The following is a 22299-nucleotide window of genomic DNA, read 5'->3' on the forward strand; positions in this document are numbered from 1 at the left end:
CCGGGTAAGCGCCATCTTCTTTAGTTTGCCTATTAATTCTACCAATTAATAGATCTCCGTTTTGTGCGGTTACGGCTTCGTAAAAATGGCGTAACTTAAACCTTTCATTCAGCAAGAAGCATCCGCAATGAATTGGTTTAAGAACCCTGACTGGATCAGCCAACACGCCTACCCCTATGAACGGCTGGCCGACGTACCCGGGTCAGTGTTTGAGGCAATCAATGCCCGGCTGGATAAACAGCCCACCGGAAAACCCGTTGTATCTATTGTTATTGCGGCTTATAATGAGGAAGTTAACCTGATTCGCTGCATTAGTTCGCTGGCTGCTCTCGAAACCGGTATCCCGTTCGAGATCATTGTCGTTAACAACAATTCTACAGACCAGACGGCAGAAACTCTGGATCGGCTGCATGTCCGGTCGGCTTTGCAACCCATACAGGGCTGCGGCCCGGCCCGGCAGATGGGGCAGGAGCTGGCGCTGGGCGATTACGTGCTGCTGGCCGATGCCGACTGTCTGTACCCCCCTGTCTGGCTCGACGAGATGACCAAAAAACTCCGCAAGCCGGGCGTATCCTGCGTCTATGGCCGCTACTCGTTCATTGCTCAGGATGACATGCCGCGCTGGCAACTGGCGCTGCACGAAACCCTGCGCGACATGATTGCCGAAGTGCGGCACGTTAACCGGCCCTACCTGAACGCCTTCGGTATGAGCATGGGCTATAATCGGGAAGCTGGCCTGAAAGCGGGGTTTGTGATGCAGAACATCCGGGGTGAAGACGGGCGGATGTGTTTCGATCTGATGCAGTACGGCCGGGTGGCAGCCATGAAAAATAACGCGGCCCGCGTCTGGACCGGCCCCCGGAGCCTGCTGCGCGACGGAAATTTCTGGCAGGCGCTGGGCAAACGCGTGCTCACCGAATTGCAGCGGCCCTTATCTTACCTGACGCCCCACCCGCCCCACGATACAAAAACATCGAAGAACTAAGGGCACTAAAACAGGCTGTCTACGAACCCGAATACCTCCCCAACGGTGCGGGCGTGCCGGATACTGGCGCCTGACAAAGCCGGGAAGATTGTCTCGTACTCGTTGAAATCGTGCTCTTTGCCACCACCGGGCTGCGACAGAATAATGTTGATCCCGCCAAAATAGCTGGCCAGCGCAGCCGTACCACCGTGCATCGAGATGAAGCGGTCGCAGTTGGCGTATACTAGCAGCTGAAAGTGGTTGTAATTATCGACCGACGAGCGGTTTTGCTCGTACAGATCGTTCATGAGCAGAACTTCGGGGTGGTTTTCGCGGAGCCAGGCGTGTTCGTGCAGATCCAGCGTTTCGCTGTTGTCGCCTACGATCTGGGTCGCCAGCGGGCGGTTGTAGATAATCTGGTACTTGTCTTTGCAGGCCGTAACGATCCGATCCAGCGCCGGGATGTCGAGAAAGTTAATGGGCGGCTGGTCCCACTCGATGTTGTATTTATTGGCTATGACGAGCGTTGGCTTGCTGTAGCGGAAGCGGGTATTCTGGTAATGGGTTTTAAACGGCACGCGCGCCCATTTCGAGAAATCGAAGGTAGGGCTGTGGGTCATGTTCGGAACGTCGTAATACCCGTAACCGGCCTGCCACACCCGCTTTTCATACCGCTCTACGTGATCGGGGCTGAAGAAGTAAAACGCCTTCGTGTTGGAACAGCCAATGGTTTGTTTCAGGGTTCCGTTGCAGTAGTGCCAGTACGCAAAGGGTAGCACGTAGCGTAGCTCCTGGTCAAATTCGCCGTGGTAATCAATGACTTTGTAGGGCTTTTTGCTGACAAAATCCTGCCGGATAAACCGAAGCTGGTTCAGACGGGCAAAGTAATTGTCGCGTACGAAATACCGCAGATCGCGTCGGAGCCGGGGGTAGTTCAGGGTGGCTACAACGTAAAGTGCTTTGAGAAAGAAGCGTTTCATGCAGGCTGATCAATGAATACATCGGGAAACGACCGTTGGGTCGCCTGGGCGCTGACCTGCTGATAGACGTTTAGCAGGCGGTTGGCGGTATGCTGCCAGGAGAACAGAGCGGCCCGCGCCAGCCCTTTCAGCCGTAATGTCTCGCGCAAAGCGGGCTGGGTGAGCAGCCGGTAGAGCTGGGTAGCCATGTCTTCGACCGAAGTCGGATCGGCCAGCAGGGCTGCGTCGCCGGCCACTTCGGGCATGGCCGAACTGCTGGCCGTCAGCACGGGGGTACCGCAGGCCATGGCTTCGAGGATGGGCAACCCGAAACTTTCGCGCAGAGACGGGCACAGAAAGATCGTGGCTGCATTGTAGATCAGGGGTAAGGTGGCGTTCGGGATGTAGCCGGGCAGGATGATATGATCGGCCAGGGTATGGCCGCCCATTTCGCTCAGCAGTTCGTTGACGTACGAAGGCGATACGTTCAGCATCACCAGCGGCAGCGAGAGTTGCTTGCGTCGCTGTAGTAACAGCAACGTTTTCAGCACATTTTTGACATTCTTCTTGGGGTCGGTATTGCCCAGGAAGAACATGAACTCGTCGGGCAGGCCGTACTGGGCGCGCACCTGCGCCAGCCGGTCGGGATTGTCGATAACCCGGAACTGGCTGCTTACGGCATTATGCACGGTAACGACCCGTTCGGGCTCCAGGCGCAGATGTTCGATAATGCGCTGCCGCTCGTAGTCCGAAACGGTAACGATGCGTTCGCAGCTGGCTACGACCCGCGGAACGTTCCAGCGCCGGTACAGGTTGCCGATCCGCTGGTACCAGTTGCCGCCCGTCAGGAATCGGTTTTCCAGAAAAATGATGTCGTGTAGCGTTACCACCAGCGGTACCGGTCGGCGGAGGGGCGCGGTATTGGCGGTGCAGTGCAGCATATCAAGGCCGTACTGGCTGACGGCTTTGGGGAGCGTATACTGCTCCCAGGCCGGATAAGGGCCACCCGGTAGCTCAACAACGGTCAGGTTGGGCGCACTGGGCAGACTATCGGGCGCGGTGTCGGGCTTCACAAAGACTACGTATTCGTGCTCCGGGTTATTCACCAGCGCCTGTATGGTTTCCAGGGCTACGATGTCCATACCGTGCTTGTGGGGGCGGAGCAGGCGCTGTGCTTCGATGCCGATTTTCATAAGTTGCAGGAGTCTGTTAAGCCTAACATGAGAGCGTATATTGAGTAGCCGACGCAAGCCGGTAGAGAGAATCGGGGGTCAGGGTATAGAATTCCGGCCTGTCAGAAAGGTCGTTGCTGGCCACGGCCGCGCTGTATGACCCGGCCAGGTCGAAGCTGCGGACTGCCCAGTAACCTGGCTGTCCGATGGCCGACGCCGATGCCCGGTGCTGGCCATCGAGACAGGGAATGGCCGCCGGGTCGTTGCCCAGCCCCTGGCCGGTGGCTTTGACCAGCGCTTCCTTACGCGTCCAGAGCTGGTAGAACCGGCGTTGCGGCTCGGTGACACTGGTAATGTACTGCTGCTCCGAAGGGCTGAAGGTCGATGGGAGCAGGTCGGCAGCCGGAAAGTCCGGCCTGATCTCTTCCACATCGACCCCGATAGGCCGACGCGCTATGCCGATCAGCACCCAGCTGCCTGCGTGCGATACGTTGACATGCCAGCCCGTAGCCGGGTCCAGTTCGGGTTTCTGGTTCGGGCCTATAGTGATGCGCACCTGGCCGGGCTGCTGACCCGTATAGGCACTGACCAGCAAACGAAGCCAGCCGCGCGCACAGCTGAAGCGGTGCTGGTCGGCGGCCTGCCGGTAGCGGCTGGCCCGATCCAGTTCGTCGGGGCTGAGCCAGCTGCGTAGCCGGGGCAGGCAGGTCGTATGGTCGGGCAGGAATACCCGAAACACCGCCAGCGGCCCCGCCAGGGAGCCAGGTCGGATAGGCTGCCAGTCTGGGGGCAGCCACGACGCACACGAAACGAACGCAGCAGGCATACAAAAACAAAGAAAGACCTTCTCAAAAAGTGACATAGATGACACCGGTACGAGGCTTACTACGCTTGTTGGTCACCAGTAGTCTTTTTGATCTCTATAGTAGTGACGTCATTTAGTGCGATTAGTCATAATTAAGAAGAAAAAATCTTTCTGCGTTTGGTCGCGGTGGTCGTTCATGGTCAGTGCAATAGCTTGTCAGGTTGGTTGGAGGGTATGCCGGATGGGGCGAATGATAAGGGCGCTGGTCGTTGGCTGGCTGAGTATGGCCGGAACCATGGCGCAGACCTGCCCGGAGTCGGGAGGACCGTTGATTGTCAGCGAAACGTTCGGTCGTACGGCCGGCCCGCTGCCCGATAATCAGACCTCGTACCGGTACGTAGACCGAACCTGCCCCGACGATGGCGAGTACACCCGTACCACGGCGCTCGACAGTGCCTGTTTCAGCAACACCTGGCACGTTATTCCGCGCGATCATACGCCGGGCTCGACCGGTGGTAATATGCTGATCATCAACGGTAATTTCGAGCCGGGCGAGTTTTATCAGCAGTCGGTCACGGGACTTTGTCCGAATACGACCTACGAGGTGTCGGTCTGGGCGTTGAACCTGCTGCGGGCGGGCATCTGCGAAAACAGCATCAGGCCCAACCTGACGATGCGCGTCGAATCGGCCGACGGGGAGGTGCTGCAGCTGATCGATCTGGGCGAGATCATAGAGACCGAACGACCCGACTGGCGCCGGTACGCTACTGTCTTCAGCGTCCCTAAAACCTCGGCTACCGTTGTGATCCGGTTTATCAACAACCAGGGCCTGCGGGGCTGCGGCAACGATATGGCCCTGGACGATATTCAACTCAGGCAATGCAGCGTCTGCGCCACCAACCCGGTTCAGATTCCGGATGTGTTTACGCCGAACGGTGACGGTATAAATGATGATCTGGCCGTCTATCTCGATACCATGATCTCCTACGATCTGTCTATTTTTGACCGCTGGGGTACGGTCGTTTTCACCAGCAACACCCAGTCTCGCCGGTGGGATGGCACCTATGCCGGGCAGCATTGTCCGGCGGGTGCTTATACGTACCAGATTGCTTATCGACTTAGTGGGGTCAACAGCCCCGATAAACCTTACGTGCAGACCGGCCGAGTTTTGCTGCTGCGCTAACCGTCATCACCGTAATGAGTAACACCCGTAAGGCCATGAATGGCGGCAAGTGGATCACGATTGCCACGGCCATTTCTACCGTGTTTCAGTTTGCGCAGGTAGCCGTTCTGGCCCGGCTGCTGGCTCCCGCCGACTTTGGCGTTGTCAGCGTCAGTAACCTGATCATTGCTTTTTTCGGGGTGTTTGCCAACCTGGGTTTTTCTAACTCGATCATTTACAAGCAGGAAAGCGACCGGCGCGTTCTGTCGACGCTGTACTGGCTGAACCTGGCTGTTGGAGTGCTGCTCTTTGCGATCATTTACATCAGCACACCGCCCATCGTTGCGTTCTACGAAGAACCCCGGCTGGGGCGGGTGGTCCGGCTGGCGTCGTTCTATTTCCTGATCGTTTATTTCGGGCAGCTGTACCTCTTCCTGCTTGAGAAAGAGCTGCGGTTCAAGTCAGTGGCCATCATCGATATCATAGGCAGCGTTGTGTCGACAGGAGTAACGCTGTCGCTCGCGTTCAACCAGTATCAGGAGTTGTCGCTCATCATCGGGTCATTGGTGGGGCAGGCGGTGCGCAGTGCCCTCCAGGTTGCGCTGGGCCGGCCGTTTTTTCGACCGATGCTGGCCTTCAGTCTGCACGATGCCAAAGAACACCTGCGGTTTGGCATATACAACATGGGCGATGGGTTTCTGGGCTTCATCCAGTCAAACTCCGACAACATCTTTATCGGGGGCCTGCTGGGCGTGGAGAAACTCGGGTTTTACACGATGGCCTACCAGCTGGCCATTTTCCCCGTCATCAAGCTCAACCCCATTATTTTGCAGGTAGCGTACCCGATTCTGGCGAAGATGAAAGACAGCGCGGCCGACCTGAAGAAGTCGTACCTGAAAATTCTGGATTTCATCAGCTACTGCAACCTGCCGCTGCTGGCGGGTCTGTTTATCACGGCCGAAACGGTGGTGCCGCTGTTTTACGGGCCGGGCTGGGAAGAAACCATTCAGCTGATCCGGATTTTCGTGTTCGTCAGCGTTTTCTTCTCGCTGAGCCACCCGCTCTTTACCCTGGCCTTCACCAAGGGCAAGCCTAATCTGTTGTTTTACCTGAATCTGGCCACGCTGCTCGTGAAGATCCCGCTGGTTTACGTGGGAGGCCGGTATTTTGGGGTTACGGGCGTGGCTTACGCGTTTCTGATTACGACCTTCCTGAATATGCTGGCCAACTTCGCCATTGTGCATTACCTGGTCGGGAGCTTTCTGGGTGTCTTCCTGCAAAACATAGCCAAGCCGGTGTTGTTCTGCGGGCTTATGATTGCTGTGGTTACGCTGTACAAAGTGACCGTTGGGCATGAGGGCTGGCTGAATGCCGGTGCCGAGATTGCGCTGGGTGGGGCGGTGTATCTGGCCCTGACGCTGGCCTACAAGCTGCCCTTCTCCGAGATCAAAGCCTACCGCCAGGCGCTCTAGCTTTATTCCTTTTTGTTGATGAGGAACCCCGGTAGAGGGCATAACATGCCCCCCAACGGGGTTTGCGGTGCGGGCCTGGTGGTTTTGCTATGGACATATCACCCCTACGGGGTTTGCGCTGCAGGAGCGAGCGTGGTTTGGCTTTAACATGCCACTCTCACGGGGGGGCGCTACGGTCGGATGTACCTCCGGGCCATGGACATGTCGCCACAAGGGGTTTCGATGCGGTGGGGGTTTGACCGCAGGTATGCCATGGGAATGGGATGGTAGGCCGGAGAAGGCGCCGGGTCGACAACGTGCCGTAGGCACGAAACGTTGGTAGCCGAAGAGGGGCGGGTGTATGTAGATGGCGTGCCGTAGGTACGCGACCCGTCCCCGGTATATATTAAATAATGCCGGTGTGCATGGGACACTAAATGCCAAACGGGGAACGGACGCGCATCGTGAGGTGCGCGTCCGTTCCCCGTTTGACCTACTCCTGATTTACGCCTGATCCAGCGCGCGTTGCAGGGCCAGCGCCAGCGCCTTATCGTTGGGCGGGTACATGAGCGTAGCATGGTCGCCGGGCACGTCGTGGACGCGGACGCCCTGCCGGGCAAAGTCGTTCCAGCCGAGGTAAACCTGGTCATCGACGAAATACAGCCGGGTCATCGCCCGGAACAGGTCGAGCTTCCCGTTGTAGGGTTGTAGCCGGTAAGCCTCAAAAGCCTCTTCATGCTTTTGCATGATGTATTCCATATGCCCCAGTTCGGTTGAGGGTTTGGGCTTACTGGCCAGACCCAGGCCTTCCAGCAGCAGTTGCCCCTGCCGGTTGAAGTATTCCTGCTGGTAGCGTATAGTTTCTTTAGGCTGGTTGATCAGCGACCGCCCAATGAAGAGCATCTTCGGAAACTGCCGCCCAATCCGCCAGACCAGCCGGCTGAGCTGGCTCTTGTGCGAAACCAGGGCACGGGCGTCGGTGTCGAACATGGCCAGCAGCTTGATTTCCTTGCCCATCGCCCGGAGTTGCTGCGCCATTTCGTAAGCTACATACCCCCCAAACGAATAGCCCGCAATGGCGTAAGGGCCCGTTGGGTTCTGTTCCAGCACCTCCTGAATGTAGCAGGCGGCAATATCTTCCATCCGGTTCAGCGGCTCTTCGGTACCGTCGAGACCGCGGGCCTGCAGGCCGTAGATGGGTTGCTCGGGGTCCATGTAGGTCGACAGACTGCTGAAGTTGAGCAGGTTCAGCCCGATGCCGTGGATGATATAAATCGGGGTTTTGCTGCCCTGCGGTTTGATCGGCACCAGCGACTTAAACGTGCGGGTAGGTTTGTCGGGTTGCAGCAGCTGTGCCAGCCGATGAATGGTTGGGTATTCGAACAGCATCGATAGCGGAAAGCGTCGGCCGGTTTCGCGCTCCAGCTGGGTCATGACCCGAACGGCCAGCATGGAGTGGCCACCCAGGTCGAAGAAATTGTCGTGAACGCTGATGCTGTCGAGACCGAAAACACCGGTCCAGATACCGGCCAGCAGCTTTTCTTCGGGCGTTTGGGCCTCCACGAACCGGTTCACAACGGGCGCTTCGGCCGGTTCGGGTTTCGGCAGCGCTTTCCGGTCAATTTTTCCGTTGGGCGTAACGGGCAGTTTCGGCAGCGCCACAAACTCTGTCGGGACCATATAGGCCGGTAATACCTGCCGAAGCTGCTCTTTCCAGGCCGCAATATGTTCTTTCGAAACGGCTGTAAACGGTTTGTACGGGTTTTTGACGTACTCGTTCAGGCGCTCGTGGGTCGTAACCAGCGCCGACGGCTTCGGCGGAATAGCCCGGCGGTCGGCCGGTATGAAGACGACTTCGAATCGGTTGTCGGTATGGCTGCCCGTCCAGCGAACATGGGCCCGGAATCCGTGCTGGCTGGCCAGTCCCCAGAAATCGTTCGGGTCAACGCCGGTCTCGGGCAGGGCATTGTACCGGTCCTGCACCTCGCCGATGAAATCGTCGGGTCGGGCTTCGCCGATGAACTGGAGCAGCGCATGATCTTTTGCCGTACGTCGGTTAGGCAGGTTGATCACCTGGATAACCTGCTGCGGATGGCTGCTGAGCAACTGCCCGATTGACGCCACCGACAGCCGACTGTCCCACTCGATGCGCTGGTCTGGCGTGGCTACGGCAGGCGGGGTGCCTACGTAGAGCCAGATGTCGTAATCGTAGCGGGTGGCTTCGTTCCGGTAAACGCCTTCGCGCAGCTGGATATCAACGGCGGTAATGCGCGGAATAAACGCCGGCAGGCGATAAAACAGGGCCGGGTCGGCCATCAGCTCATCGTCCAGCTGCACCCGCCGGTCCAGCGCGGTCCGGAACTCGGCTACGGTACGGGTGCCGCTCGTGCGCCGGATCAGGTCAATGGCGTGGTACATGGTCAGCGTGTGCTTGCCCTGCATACCGCCAATGAACACACAACCGCCATCGGCCGTAGCGTTGGCAGCCCGTTCGATGACTTTCAGCAGGTAGCCGAGGTCAGGGAAGTACTGCGCCACTGCGTGGATAAGCACCATATCGAGCGAGGTCGGCTCGATACCCGTAAAGTCGTCGGCGGGGGCCGTTTTGGCCAGTACGTTCGCCCACTTGGCGGGCTGCTGCTGGAGTTTCTTCGACAGGGTGTCGATAGCGGGTTGCGAGTAGTCGGTGGCGATGTATTGCCGAACGTGCGGAGCCAGTTCAAACACCAGCTGCCCCCCTCCGCAGCCGAGTTCCAGAATGCTGGTCGGCTTCAGGGCTTTGATACGCCGAACCGACTGCTGCATCCATTCTTCGTTCTGCTCATGGGCGTTGGCTACATCGCTGACCTGGGCCACAATGGCGGCATCGAGGTTCTGGTCGGCCAGGTCCAGGTCGCTTTCCGATTCTTTCCCCAGCGTATAGATCGTGTTCCAGTGCTCCTGCCATTCGGACGAGCCTTCGTCGCTGCCCGATGCGCTCGGCACCACGTAGGCCACCAGCCGCTGATCGCCGGGACGATCTTCGCGCGCAATGACAACGGCATCCTGAATGTCGGGTTGCTGGAGCAGGTTGTACTCGATCTCGCCCGGTTCGATGCGGTGGCCGCGAATCTTGATCTGCTGATCGATCCGGCCCATGTACTGCACATCGCCGTTGGGCAGAAAGCGTCCCAGATCGCCGGTGCGGTACAGGCGGGCGCCCGTTGCGGCATCGGTCACGAACTTCTCGGCGGTCAGGGTGGCCTGGTTCAGATACCCGATGCCGACGCCTGTTCCTGAAATGCAGATCTCGCCCGACAAATCGGGGTTCTCGGGGTTGATGACGATGGTCGTGTTGGCAATGGGCTGGCCAATGGTGATCAGCTCATCGTCGGGTAAAATCTTTTTGCCGGTGGCGTAGATCGTGGTTTCGGTCGGGCCGTAGAAATTCCACAGGTCGCCACAGAACGAAAGCAGCTGCTGTGCCAGGTCTTTGGAGAGGGCTTCGGCGCAGGAGATGATCCGAACGTCGCGGGTGCCGCGCCAGCCCGATTCCAGCAGCATCCGCCAGGTGGCGGGGGTAGCCTGAACAAAGGTAATGGCTTCGGTGCGGAGCAGGTCGGCCAGGGCGGGTCCGTTGCGGCTGGTATCGGTATCGACAATGACCAGTTCGGCACCGGTCAGCAACGGCAGGTAGATTTCGACGGTGGCGAGGTCGAACGCAATGGTGGCCAGTGAGACGGTTTTGTCGGTCGGGCTCAGGCCGGGCTGCTGCTGTACGCTCAGCATGACGTTTACCACGCTGTTGTGCTTGATCTGCACGCCCTTGGGTCGGCCGGTGGTGCCGGAGGTATAGAGCACATAAACCGGCGATTCGCCCGCCACGCGGATCGGCAGGTCGTCGGTCGCGTAGCCCGGCAGGGTTGGCCAGAGGTCTTCGAGCAGTAGTTCGCGCGCGGTTACGGCAAACCGACCCTGATGAACCCGGTTGGTCAGCAGCACCTGACAGCCTGCGTCGGCCAGTACGTAGCCGATCCGGTCGGCAGGGTGGCGCGGGTCGACGGGAATGTAGGCCGCGCCCGTTTTCATGACGGCTACCAGGCAGACAACCATCTCCAGCGACCGCTCTACCGCCAGTCCCACCCGGTCGCCGGGTTGTACGCCTGCTTCGATCAGCACCCGGGCCAGCTGGTTGGCCTGCTCGTTCAGTTGCGTATAGGTCAGCGTCTGCTCCTTAAACCGAAGGGCGGTTTTGTGCGGAAACTGCCGAACGGTATCCCGAATGAAGTCGTGCAGCGCCCGGTCGCTGGCAAACGGCAGCCGACGCCCAAGGCCCGGCCTGTCGGCGCGGACCGGACTCGTCACCGGCGCGGTTACAGCTACGGGCGCCGGAGCCGCAGCGGGTTGGCCCAGGCGCGTATCGGGCGAAGCCGACAGGGTCTGTAACAGCTCGACAAACTGCCGATGGAACGACCGGATCGTTTCTTCCCGAAACAGCTGGGTGTTATATGACCATTCGATTTGAAGCGCGTCGGCCGAGCCCGTTGCATTGATCGAAATTTCGAAATTTTCGAACGCGCGTGGGTTGGTGTCGAAGCGGTAGTCGAGACCGTGAAAGGTGACTCCATCGGCCAGGCCCATATCCATGTTGAAGACCATCGGCACCAGCGGCAGCCGCGACGAATCGCGCGGGATCGGCAGTTTTTTGAGCAGACTGCCGAAGGTGAGCTGCTGGTTGTCGAAGGCGTCGAGGAGGTCGATTTTGCGTTTCTGCAGGTAGGCACCGAACGTCATTTCCGGCTGCGGAAAGCTCCGGAGGGGCAGCAGGTTTACGCAATGACCCACCAGCCGGTCGTGGCCAGTCGCCGACTGGCCCGCGGCCGGTAAGCCCAGCACGATGTCGGTCTGACCCGTCAGCCGGTGAATCAGCACCTCAACGGTGGCCACCAGGGTCGTTACCAGGCTGCACCCGGCTTTAGCCCCCATCTGCCTGACGGCCTGTAGCAGCGGCCCGTCGACCCTAAAGTCGATCCGGTCGCTCTGGAACGTACGGCGGGCGGGGCGGGGGGCGTCGGCGGGCAGATCCAGTACGGGTACCGAACCCGCAAACTGCTGTAGCCAGAACTGCTCGATCTGCCGGTAGTCGGCCGTCTCTACAAACGCCCGCTGCTCCAGCGCGTACTGGCTGAAGGCATCGACGGGCGGCAGTACCGGCTCCTGCTGCCGCACATAAACCGAGTATAAACGGCCCAGGTCCTGCATCAGAATACCCGTCGACCAGCCGTCGCAGACGATGTGATGGGCGGTCAGGACAAAATGAAAGCTGGCGTCGGTACGTTTGATCAGCCCGGCTTTAACGAGCGGGCCGTGGGTCAGGTCGAAATTTGTCTGAACGTCCTGCTTCAGGTAATCGGCCACCAGCCGGTCCTGATCCGCGGCTGACAGCGCCGAGCCATCGACCAGCTCCAGCGGTACCGACAGCTCGCGGAAAACAATCATTTGCTCGCCGTCGGCGCTGAAGGCCGAGCGCAGGGCTTCGTGCCGCTGCACAAGGGCGTGCCAGGCTCGCTCCAGAGCCGGTATGCTCAGTTGTCCCGTAAAACGGAGCGAGATCGACTCGTTATAGGAGCGGTTTGCTTCGTTGCCCCCAAACTGGCACGCCAGCCATATTTCGCGCTGGGGTTCCGTGGTGTGGGTGACGAGCAGTATATCCGGTCCGGCAAACGGGTCGAAATCAACGGCGGTCAGTTGGTCGTAAGGTACAGTTGTCAGCATGCGTACTATCAGGTTGCCTCGGGTGTTGGACGAGGTGTGGACATTTCGGGCTTAGTTATTCACCTGCATATACTTACCTGGCAGGTCAGGATTGGCAACAAACCAGGCCGGATTTCCCTGGCGGTCGCGGCCGAGCCGGGCACCGGGAATAGGCGGTTGGTTTGCCGTGAGCAGCTGGCCCTGGGAAGCTACGGGAGCGGGCAGGGTACCGCGCATAAACCCGGCTTCGATCAGGGCATTTACGCTGTCGCTAAAGGCCGCCAGCACCGCATCAAGGTCAGCATCCGTATGCGCTTCGGTCATGAAGCAGGGAAAGCCGTCCCAGATATGAATGCCTTTCTCCCGCATTAAGGTAAACAATAACTCGGTATAAGGAACCTCGTCTTTGAACTTGATTTTCCAGAGCGATCCATAATGAGCCACGAAAAACGGCAGCTGCCGGGTCTGGCAAATGGCGTTCATCTGATCGGCGAGCCAGGTCGTTTTGTGGGTGAGACCTTCCTGCAGACGGGGGCTGTTTTCGCGAATGTGGGTCAGCGACGCATGGGCCGCGGCCAGGGCCAGCGGGTGCCGGACAAACGTACCGGCAAAGTAGGTGACGCCTATTTCGGGAACCGAGTTGTCGCCGTATTGCCAGGTGCCGCCGTCGAGGGCGTCCATAAACGCTTTCTTCCCGGCAATTACGCCGATCGGCAGGCCTGCGCCCACCACTTTTCCGTAAGTAGCAATGTCGGCCCGGATACCCAGCACGGCCTGCATACCGCCTACGTGCATCCGGAAGCCGGTAATGACCTCGTCGAAGATCAGGGCGGTACCGGCCGAAGCCGTGATGGCGCGCACTTCCTTCAGGAAATCGACGGGTAAAAACTCCGGACGGCGGCTCTGCACCGGCTCAACCAGTACGGCAGCCAGCTCCGACGCCCGCTCCCGAATGATGCGCAGGCTCTCGTCGGTGCCATACTCCAGAATCAGCATGTTCTGCACCGCTTCGGGCATGATACCGGCCGCAGCCGGAAACGACTTCAGCTTTTTCGTGCCCCGCACCAGCACTTCGTCCATGATGCCATGATACGAGCCCGTGAAAGCCACGATTAGCGAGCGACCTGTAATGGTGCGGGCCATCCGCATGGCGCCCAGTACGGCTTCGGAACCGGTGCTGCAGAGCGCAGCCCGGTCGGCGCCCGTCATTTCGCAGATGAGCTGACTGACGGTGCCGGCCAGTTCGTGTTGCGGACCCACCTCGAAGCCATTGTCGATCTGCCGATGCAGGGCCTCGCGGATGTAGTCGGGCTGGTAGCCGAAGAAGTTGGAGCCAAAGCCGTTCAGTACGTCGATGTATTCGTTGCCGTCGACATCCCACAGCCGCGTTCCCCGCGACCGGTTAACAACAATCGGGTACACAATCTCTTTGGTCAGCGGCCGGAAACCGGATACCACTCGCGGGTCGGCCATCTGGTTCCGATGTTGTTCGGTATAGGCTTTGCTCCCCGCCGTTTTGCGGGTGTACCGGGCCGTGAGCTGTTCCAGGAAGGTTTGCTGCCGGTTGGTCAGGTTGGCGGTTTGCCGGTCGATGCGGGCCGTGGCGCCAAACGGTTTTTTGAGTTCAGCGGCTTCTTCGGGGCTGATGTCAACGGCCTGTCCGTTCGGAATCGATATGGCTTTCCCGTTCGGTGCGGCATGCGCAGACCCGTTGGTGCCGTTCGTATGCCCGTTCAGCACCGGGGCAGGCTGGGGGGCGGGAGCAGCGGCCGGTACCGGAGGTGCCGGTGTACCACCCTGCAACAAAGCTACCTGTTTGGCCAGCAACTGGAGCTGCTGCGCAATCAGACCCAGCGCGGTATCCGACCCTGCCGATACGGGCGGTGCGGCATAGACGGGTGCCGGGACCGGGGCTGGCGTTGCCTGAACGGGGGCCAGCTGAAACTGATCGGCCGGGAGGGTTTTGTCGAGGTAAGCCGCCAGCTCCTGGGGCGACTGATAATCGGTCGAGAGCTGACGGAAGGTAATGGGTACGTTGAACTCCCGGCGCAGGGTAGTGGCTACCTGGGTCAGCAACAGCGAGTCGAGCCCGATCTCCACGAAACTCATGGACGGTTGCACACCGGCCAGATCGATGCCGGATGCGTCTTCCAGCAGTTCATTGATTCGGTTAAGCAGTACAACGTTTCGCATGGGCAACAGGGATGAATGAGTCGGTTCAATTGAGGTTGTATGGGTTGGCAGCGGCTCGGCCGGTGAAGGCGCAGACTGCGGGTAAGCTACGGGCGCGGGCGGGTCTACCCAGCATCGTTGTTTGGTAAACGCGTACGTAGGCAGCAGGACCCGGTTGTGCGGCTGGCCGGCGTAGAACGCGGCCCAGTCGGGGGTCAGCCCCAGTTGCCAGAACTGCCCCAGGGTTGTCAGTATCGACCGGCAGGTAACGGCCCAGTCGGTGGTTGTTTCGAGACCGGTCAGTACCGGAACCGGTTTGCCCGCTGCCTGCTGCCGCGCCAGGGTTGCCGATATCTTGCCAGGCCCCAGGTCGAACAGCAGCGGGTTGTCGAAGGCCAACATGGTATCGAGGGCCCCGGCAAACTGCACCGTTTCGCGCATGTGACGTGCCCAGTAGTGCGGATCGGTGGCCTGGGCGTCGGTCAGCAGCGTCCCCGTCAGGGTCGAGATGATGGGCTTCTGAGGCCGGTTCAGCGGAACACGGGCTACCTGACTCTCGAGGGCCTCGGCGACCGGGTCCATCATGGCCGAGTGAAAGGCGTGGCTCGTTGGCAGCCGCTTGTTCGGGATCTCCTGGTCGCTGAGCCGCCGGGCAAACTCCGCCACGGCATCGTCAGGGCCAGCCACGACGCACAGGTTTTTGCTGTTGATAGCCGCAATGGACAGCGTTTCGGGTAACATGGCCCGGATGAGGTCAGCGTTTTTACGGTCCGAGAGCATCGAGCCACGGGGCTGTTCGCTGACGAGCCGCCCCCGTGAGCTGACCACCTGCAATACGTCGGCCAGGGAGAAAACACCAGCCAGGTGAGCCGCCACAAACTCCCCGATGCTGTGGCCACACAGTACCGAAGGCTGTATACCCCAGTGCATCCAGAGTTTGGCCAGGGCGTATTCGGTAATGAACAGGGCGGGCTGGGTGTAGCGGGTGTCGTTGAGCCGGGCTTCGGCATCCGCATCGGCCAGATCGGGGTACATTACCGTCCGGATGTCGCGGTCGAGCTGATCGGTCAGCAGGTCGGCGCATTCGTCGACGGCCTGTCGGAAAACCGGCTCGTTCTCGTACAGCGGCCGACCCATGTTGAGGTACTGCGCGCCCTGACCGGGGAACATGAATACGATGTCGTCGGGCACCTGCCGAACGGGCGGTGCGGCCTGCGCGGCTGGGTTTGTCAGGCTGTCGAGTAGGTCGGCCGTCGTGTCCGCCACCACGAACCGGCGGTGGGCCAGGGCGGGGCGGGTCGTATGTAGGGTATAGGCGATGTCGGCCAGGGCGGGTGCCTCAGCGGTTGCGAGGGCGTCGGCCAGTTTATGGGCGTAGGCATCGCGGCTGGCTGCCGACCTGGCCGACCAGCTGATCAGCTGCGCGGGCCGTACCGGAGCCGTTGACGGGGCGGGCTGGGGCCGGTCGGCTTCTTTCAGCACCACGTGTACGTTGGTACCGCCTATCCCGAATGAACTGACGCCCGCCCGCCGGACCGACTCGCCCGACCAGTCGGTCCGGCGGGCGTTGACGAAGAACGGGCTGTTGGCGAAGTCGATGACTGGGTTCGGCTGCTCGAAACCCAGCGACGCGGGAAGTTGCCGATGATGGAGCGAGAGGGCGGTTTTGATGAGCCCCGCTACGCCAGCGGCTGCGGTCAGGTGACCGAAGTTGCTTTTTACGGAGCCGATCGCGCAGAATTGCCGACTGGCCTGCTCGCCAAACGCCATCGTCAGCCCTTCGATCTCGATGGGATCGCCGATGGGAGTGGCCGTACCGTGGGCTTCTACGTAGCTGATCGTTGCCGGATCGACCCCACCGTCGGCGTAGGCCGCCCGGATGGCGGCTGCCTGCCCTTCGGCGTTAGGGGCCGAGAAACTGCCTTTGCCAGCGCCATCGTTGTTGACGCCGACGCCTTCGATAATGGCCCAGATGGTATCCCCGTCGCGCCGGGCGGCTTCGGCCCGTTTGAGCAGAACAACCCCGGCCCCGTCGCTGAAGACGGTGCCGGTAGAGCCCGCGTTGAACGGACGGGTGTGCCCGTCGCTACTCAGCATGGAGCCTTCCTGGTACAGATGCCCGCTGTTGATCGGGGCCGTAATGCTGGCACCACCCGCCAGGGCTACCTCACACTGACCGCTCCGGAGGCTCTGCACGGCCTGGGCTACCGCCAGCAGCGAGGTAGAGCAGGCCGAAAAAACGCTGACGGCCGGTCCCTTGAGGTCCAGCGTGTAGGCGGTTCGGGTGGCGATATAATCTTTTTCGTTCAGCAGCTCGACCTGAAACGGTCCGGCAGCCGCTACCAGCTCGTGGTTGGGCAGTACGTTGTTGAGAAAGTAGGTGTTCTTCCCGGTGCCCGCAAAGACACCCACCCGCCCGCCGTACTGTTGCGGCAGGTACCCCGTCTGTTCGAGGGTTTCCCAGGCTATTTCGAGGAATATGCGCTGCTGCGGGTCCATGAGCCGGGCCTGATTGGGCGCCAGTCCGAAAAATCCGGCATCGAACAGCTCAGCTCCTTCGATAACGCCCCGCGCTTTTACGTACAGCGGATCGGTCCGGAACGAGTTCGGAACGGCCCCGTCAAGCTCCTCTTCGGTGAAGAAGCGGGTTGTTTCGCGGCCTTCGGTCAGCAGGTTCCAGAACGCTTCAATAGTGCTGGCCCCCGGAAAACGGCCCGCCATGCCGATGATGGCAATCGCCGACGAGGGGTCGGCCGGATCCGTCGCTTCTGCAAAAGGAGTCGGGCTGTCGGGGCTGGTCGCCTGACCCAGATACCGGGCTATACCGGCCGGGGTCGGAAACTGATAGAGCTTGGTAATGGGTAGCGTCAGTTGCTGTTGTTTCAGTCCCGCCACCGTTTGCTGCGCCAGCAGCGAGTTGCCACCCAGGGTGAAAAAGTTATCGTCTATGCCGACCTGATCGATCGCCAGCAGCCGCGTCCAGAGCGAGCAGATGGTGCGTTCGAGGGGCGTTTTGGGGGCGCGGTAGGCCCCGGCCGACTCCGGACGTTTCAGTTCGGGAGCGGGGAGGAGTTTCTTGTCGACCTTGTCGCTGATGGTGCGGGGCAGCCTGTCCATCCAGACAAAAGCCGACGGCATCATGTAGTCGGTTACGCGCTGCTCCAGTTCACGCCGGATCAGCGCATCGTCGGGCTGGCCCGTGACCGAGACCAGGTATGCGACGATCTGTTTCTGGCCGTTGCCGCCCTCGCGCACCATCACCGATGATTCGGCCAGGAGCGGAATTTGCCGGAGCGCGGCTTCGATCTCGCCTAACTCGACCCGGTTGCCGCGAATCTTGACCATGTCGTCGCGCCGACCCACAAACTCCAGCGTGCCGTCGGGGCGGTAGCGGGCCATGTCGCCGGTGCGGTACACCCGGTACTCGCCCTGCTGCGGGTGTTGCCACCGGATAAACCGGTCGGCGGTCAGGTCGGGCTGGTTCAGGTAGCCCGCGGCCAGGCAGTTGCCCGCAATCAGGATTTCGCCCGCTTCGCCGTTGGGCAGCAGGTTAAGGTCTTCGTCGACAATAAACAGGCTGGCATCGACAATGGGCCAGCCCATGGGTGGGATAGTGGGCCAGGCCGACGCATTGCCTTTCATCCGGTATTCGGTAACCCAGATACTGGCTTCGGCCGGGCCGTAGACGTTCATCATCGTACACTCGGGCAGGGCCTCGAAGAACGTTCGCATGGCCGGGGTGAGCTTCAGCTGCTCGCCCCCCATGGTAATTTCGCGCAGCTCGTCGGGAAAGCGATTTTCGGCAATGGCCGCTTCGCAGAGGTACTGGATGGCCACGTAGGGCAGGTACGACCGGTTGATGTGATGATCGCGCACGAACGCCAGCAACCGGCCCGCGTCGAGCCGGTCGGCGTTGTCGATCAGGTGAACGGTGCCGCCGGTGCTGAGCGGCAAAAACAGCTCCTGCGACGATACATCGAACGTCAGGTGGCAGAACTGCAGGGTGTTGACACCCATGCCTACGATGCCGTGCCGACGCTGCCAGTCCATCAGCCGGATCAGGCCGGTATGCAGCTGACAAACGCCTTTCGGCTGCCCCGTCGAGCCGGAGGTATACAGTACACAGACCACCTCGTTCCGGTGCGTCACAGCCTGCGGGGCTGCCTCATGATCGAGATCGGCCCGGACAACCGTCAGCCCCAGCGTCTCAAAAACACCGGCATCGGCCCCGATCGAGACGCCCGTTTTCAGGCCCGAGTCGGTAATGATCCGGCGGAGTCGCTGCTCCGGGTGTTCGGGGTCGAGGGGCAAGTACGCTTTACCGGCTTTTACGATGGCTAGCACGCCAATGACCATCTCCAGGCAGCGCCGGGTGCTGATGGCCACGTAATCGGCAGTAGGGTCCTGTTGCAGAATGGCCTGAGCCAGTGCATCGGCGCGGTCGTTCAGTTGCCGGTAGGTCAGCCGGGCGTCATTATGCACCACCGCTAGCCGGTCGGGGTGATCGGCAGCGACGCGTTCAACGAGTTGATGAACCAGCGGGAAAGAGGTTACGGGAAGGCCGGTTGGTGTCATGGAGAAAGAAAGGTTTTCCACCCGGCAGCGGGGCTGCGGCCGGGCGACGTCGTCTACGTCATGTTCCGCTGGGTATGCAGTGAGTTCTCAGACTGAATAGGAGCCAGTTTGGCGTCGTTACGCCCCGGTACGTCCATGTAGTTGCCACCCACCCGGTTCAGTATCAGCAGCATGGGCTGGTTGGTAACGCGGGCGTAGAGGCTGAGTAGTTGTTTTTCGGCGCGGGTCCAGGCCGTGTTGGCGTCGATGACGAGCAGCGACAGCGCACTTCGTTTCAGCAGGAACACCGGAATCTGATGGTCGATCAGCGACGGCAGTTCCAGCAGAATCCGGTCGTAGCGGGTGGCGTCGAAATCCTGACTGGCGTCGAGCAGGTAGCTGATATCCGTCACGTTCATAAAATCGGGCCGGATGGTGTAAGGGAAGAACGTAATGCCATTCCGAATCTCGCGCTGTTCATTGCCTTTCTGGCGGGGATAGCAGTAAGCCACCTGCTGGTCGGCGTCGTTATAGAGCTGCGCCAGTCCGTTGGCGACCCACGATTTCCCCTGCTTCGGGCGGATACTGAACAGGGTGATAATGGGGGGGTAAGGCGATGACGTAGCCTGGGTTATCTCGATGTGAATGGCGTTGAACAGCCGCTCAAACATGCTGCGACTGGCCCAGGTCACCTTCGAGTACACATTCGGCTTGCTCACCGTTGGGAACACCGCCGTAACGGGCATACCGACCATCTGCTCGGCCTGATCGGGCGAATGAATTTTTTTGTCGAGCCAGAAGCGCAGCGCCGTTAGCACTAGCGCCAGGAACAGGCCCACCCCAAAGCCAATGGCCACGAGCTGCCAGCGCTTGGCGGCTTGGGGCAGCAGCGGGAAATAGGGGGCGTCGAGGACTTCGAGCGTACCGCCAATCTTGACATCCTGCCGGCGCATGCGGGACTGATCGACGTTCTGCAGCAGGTCGAGGTATTCTTTTTCGGCTACGGCCAGTTCGCGCTGCAGCTGCCGGAGCTGGGTGCCGAGCGGGCTGTACTCGCTAAGTTTGGCCTGGTACTCGTCCATGCGCTTCTTGTAGGTTCGCAGGCGGGCGTTCGATTCTTCATACTCCAGAATCTTGGTCATCCGGTCGTTGGCCATGCTCTGGGCGGGCAGGGCATCGGGCGCGCTGGCCGCGGCATCGTACTTCTGGGCGCTCAGTTTGAGCTCCTCGCTGGCCTGGGTAACGGCTGCCTGGAGCCGGGTAATGATATGCCGGGGCTGGTTGTAGGCGCGGGCGTTGGCCAGCTGGTTCTCGGCGTCGGCCAGTTTTTTCTGCTTGAGGCTCAGGTCAGTGTTGGCCGACCGGACGCTTCCCTGCTGACCCATCCGGCGGTCGAGGGCGTCGATGGCGGCTTTGGCCGCATCCCGGCGCATCAGCTCCTGGTTGTATTCGGTACTCAGCAGCTCTTTGGAGGCCGATACGTTTTTCGACTCCGAGTCGAAGTCAAGCACCTTGTGCTGGATGTTGAAGGCGCGCAGCCGTCCTTCGGCTTCGTCGAGGTTTTGCTTGGCTTTGGCCAGTTTCCCCTCGTAGTAGCCAACGACCGAGTTGGTTTCGGAGGTTTTGAAGAGCGAGTACCGCTCGTTCAGCATGTCGATGGCGTAGCGAAGGGTGCGCTGGGCAACGGCCGGATCGTCAGACTCGTACTCCATCAGCAGGATGTCGTTGGTCGCTTTGCGGGCGGTTGCTTTCAGAGTTTCGGTTAGATGCCGCAGCGAGTAGTACGAATTGGATGTCAGCAGCAGATCTTTGATGGGGTTAGTCATCTGCGCTTTCGACAGGCTGTCGAGGGCCGTAATCAGCAGCGCCGGGTCGCCTTCCAGGGGGAGCTGGTAGCGCAGACTGGGCGGCACGGCCTGCTGTAGTTGCTGAAAGCCCCCGGCTCCCAGTACCAGACTGTCGGGCTGTTGCAGCCGCAGGTGATCGGCCAGCAGGTGAATGCCGACCTGGAGCATGGTCTCCTTCGAATAGAGGGTAGTGAGCAGGTTGTCGAAAGCACTGGCGGAGCGATCGCCATACGCGGCCTGCTTGTCAGATAACAGCGAATAGCCCGAGGCCAGGCCCGTATAGAGCGTAGCTTCGGACTTGTAGACCTTGGGTTCGTTCCGGGTGGCGTACCAGGCGGTTCCGGCCGTGATACAGGGAATCAGAACGAACAAAGGCAGATGTTGCTTCAGTAAACGAAGAAAAACACTAATATTCATACCCGCTCATTAGTATCGTTTCAGCCGCTGGATGGGGGTTCCCATCAAGGCTTCGAACAAGTGTACACTTTTCAGAAAATCGCCTTTGACTTGCTCGGTAGTGGCTTTTGCCTGTACGTAGGCCGTTGTGGCGCTGGCCAGCTGACCGGTGGTTATTTTGCCTTTCTGCAACTCGGCTTCGGCTACCCGAAGCGCGGCCAGCGAAGCCTGCTCGTCGATAAGTCGTGTTTTCAGAATCTGCTGGGCCGTGATCATATCCTGATAAATGCTGATCAGCTGCTGCTTGAGCTCCAGCTCGGCAATGTCTTTCTGAACCAGCGAGGCCTTGTAGTTGGCGTCGGCCTGCCGGATGAGGTGTTTCCGTCCGAAGACGTCGAACAGCGAAACCCGAAGTTCGACCCCCGCCCGGTACCCGTTGGCGATTTGTCCGATTGGATTGGTGTTTAAATCAGGTGAACCGCTGGCGATGAGGACCTGGTTGCCGCCCGAGTAGTTGCCAAAGCCCGAAACGTTCTGCAGGATCTGGGTGCGCGCAACGCCCTGAGACGCTTTCAGGACGCTGGATACCTCGTTCTGGTATTTGATAACCGGCGAATAGGCAACGGCCATTTTTACCAGCTCGTCGAAGGGCAGAAGCTGAACGGCAATGTCCTGGTTCACATCGAGGTAGAGGGTATCACTGGCCAGCCCCGATGAGCGCCCGAACGATACCAGTCCCCGCCCGCCCCGGCTCTGTGCGAAACCAGCCGTCAACGTCCACAACAGTCCGGCAACAACAAGAAGACTAATTCGGTATACAGTACGCAATGGTTGCCTACGAAAGCAGATGTTCATTCAGAATAAAGGTTTTTGGCTGCGCTGACAGCGTCAGTTTCTCAACGACTGAATCAGCGGGTATCCAAGTTACTGTTTTGTTGCGTATGAATCGTCTAATTTTATTGTTCGGTGGTTGCTGGCTGAGAGGCTATTACCGGCAATCCACATTGATTTGGGGTAAGGGCTATTGTTTGGACTAACTGTTTACAATTCTGTCACTCTATAAAAATAATATACTTGTGTTCGC

10 protein-coding genes are annotated in these 22299 nt (G+C 59.9%); 3 read left to right on the top strand and 7 right to left on the bottom strand.

Going from position 1 to position 22299, the window contains the following annotated elements:
* Positions 1-127: 127 nt before the first annotated feature.
* A complete protein-coding gene (locus B1C80_RS22505; protein WP_077923477.1) occupies positions 128-985 on the top strand; it encodes a glycosyltransferase family A protein in 858 nt (285 codons plus the stop codon).
* Positions 986-990: 5 nt separating this feature from the next.
* On the opposite strand, the gene B1C80_RS22510 is transcribed toward B1C80_RS22505, so the two are convergent.
* Genes B1C80_RS22510 through B1C80_RS22520 form a run of 3 tightly spaced genes read right to left on the bottom strand, consistent with a single transcriptional unit; the run spans position 991 to position 3921 of the window.
* Positions 991-1944, bottom strand: coding sequence for a hypothetical protein (locus tag B1C80_RS22510; RefSeq protein ID WP_077923478.1), 954 nt, complete (start codon positions 1942-1944; stop codon positions 991-993).
* Positions 1941-3116 (bottom strand): glycosyltransferase family 1 protein, encoded by a 1176-nt coding sequence (locus B1C80_RS22515; protein ID WP_077923479.1) that lies wholly within the window; start codon positions 3114-3116, stop codon positions 1941-1943. The genes B1C80_RS22510 and B1C80_RS22515 overlap by 4 nt, the downstream gene beginning before the upstream one ends.
* A 22-nt stretch (positions 3117-3138) precedes the next feature.
* Positions 3139-3921 (bottom strand): 4'-phosphopantetheinyl transferase superfamily protein, encoded by a 783-nt coding sequence (locus B1C80_RS22520; protein ID WP_161492808.1) that lies wholly within the window; start codon positions 3919-3921, stop codon positions 3139-3141.
* A 229-nt stretch (positions 3922-4150) separates the two neighbouring features.
* Between B1C80_RS22520 and B1C80_RS22525 the strand changes: the two genes are divergently transcribed.
* Both B1C80_RS22525 and B1C80_RS22530 read left to right on the top strand, forming a co-directional pair.
* The gene (locus B1C80_RS22525) at positions 4151-5083 is read left to right on the top strand and encodes a gliding motility-associated C-terminal domain-containing protein (RefSeq protein WP_161492809.1); all 933 of its coding nucleotides are present in this window, start codon (positions 4151-4153) and stop codon (positions 5081-5083) included.
* 14 nt (positions 5084-5097) lie between these two features.
* Positions 5098-6534, top strand: a complete 1437-nt coding sequence (locus B1C80_RS22530; protein WP_077923482.1) for an MOP flippase family protein — start codon at positions 5098-5100, stop codon at positions 6532-6534.
* 483 nt (positions 6535-7017) lie between these two features.
* Here the strand turns inward: B1C80_RS22530 and B1C80_RS22535 are convergent, their stop codons facing one another.
* Genes B1C80_RS22535 through B1C80_RS22550 form a run of 4 tightly spaced genes read right to left on the bottom strand, consistent with a single transcriptional unit; the run spans position 7018 to position 22043 of the window.
* Positions 7018-12267: a non-ribosomal peptide synthetase gene (locus tag B1C80_RS22535; RefSeq protein ID WP_077923483.1), complete on the bottom strand. Its 5250-nt coding sequence runs from the start codon at positions 12265-12267 to the stop codon at positions 7018-7020.
* A gap of 51 nt (positions 12268-12318) precedes the next feature.
* On the bottom strand, positions 12319-18993 hold the full coding sequence (locus tag B1C80_RS22540; protein WP_077923484.1) for a type I polyketide synthase: 6675 nt from the start codon (positions 18991-18993) through the stop codon (positions 12319-12321).
* A gap of 53 nt (positions 18994-19046) precedes the next feature.
* Positions 19047-21236 carry a lipopolysaccharide biosynthesis protein gene (locus B1C80_RS22545; RefSeq protein WP_077923485.1) on the bottom strand — a complete coding sequence of 730 codons (2190 nt, stop codon included), beginning with the start codon at positions 21234-21236 and terminating at the stop codon, positions 19047-19049.
* A gap of 9 nt (positions 21237-21245) precedes the next feature.
* Entirely contained in the window at positions 21246-22043 is a 798-nt protein-coding gene (locus B1C80_RS22550; protein WP_236648895.1) for a TolC family protein, read from the bottom strand.
* Between the last annotated feature and the right edge of the window lie 256 nt (positions 22044-22299).

This window comes from Spirosoma sp. 209, assembly GCF_002006735.1.
Lineage (GTDB): Bacteria > Bacteroidota > Bacteroidia > Cytophagales > Spirosomataceae > Spirosoma > Spirosoma sordidisoli.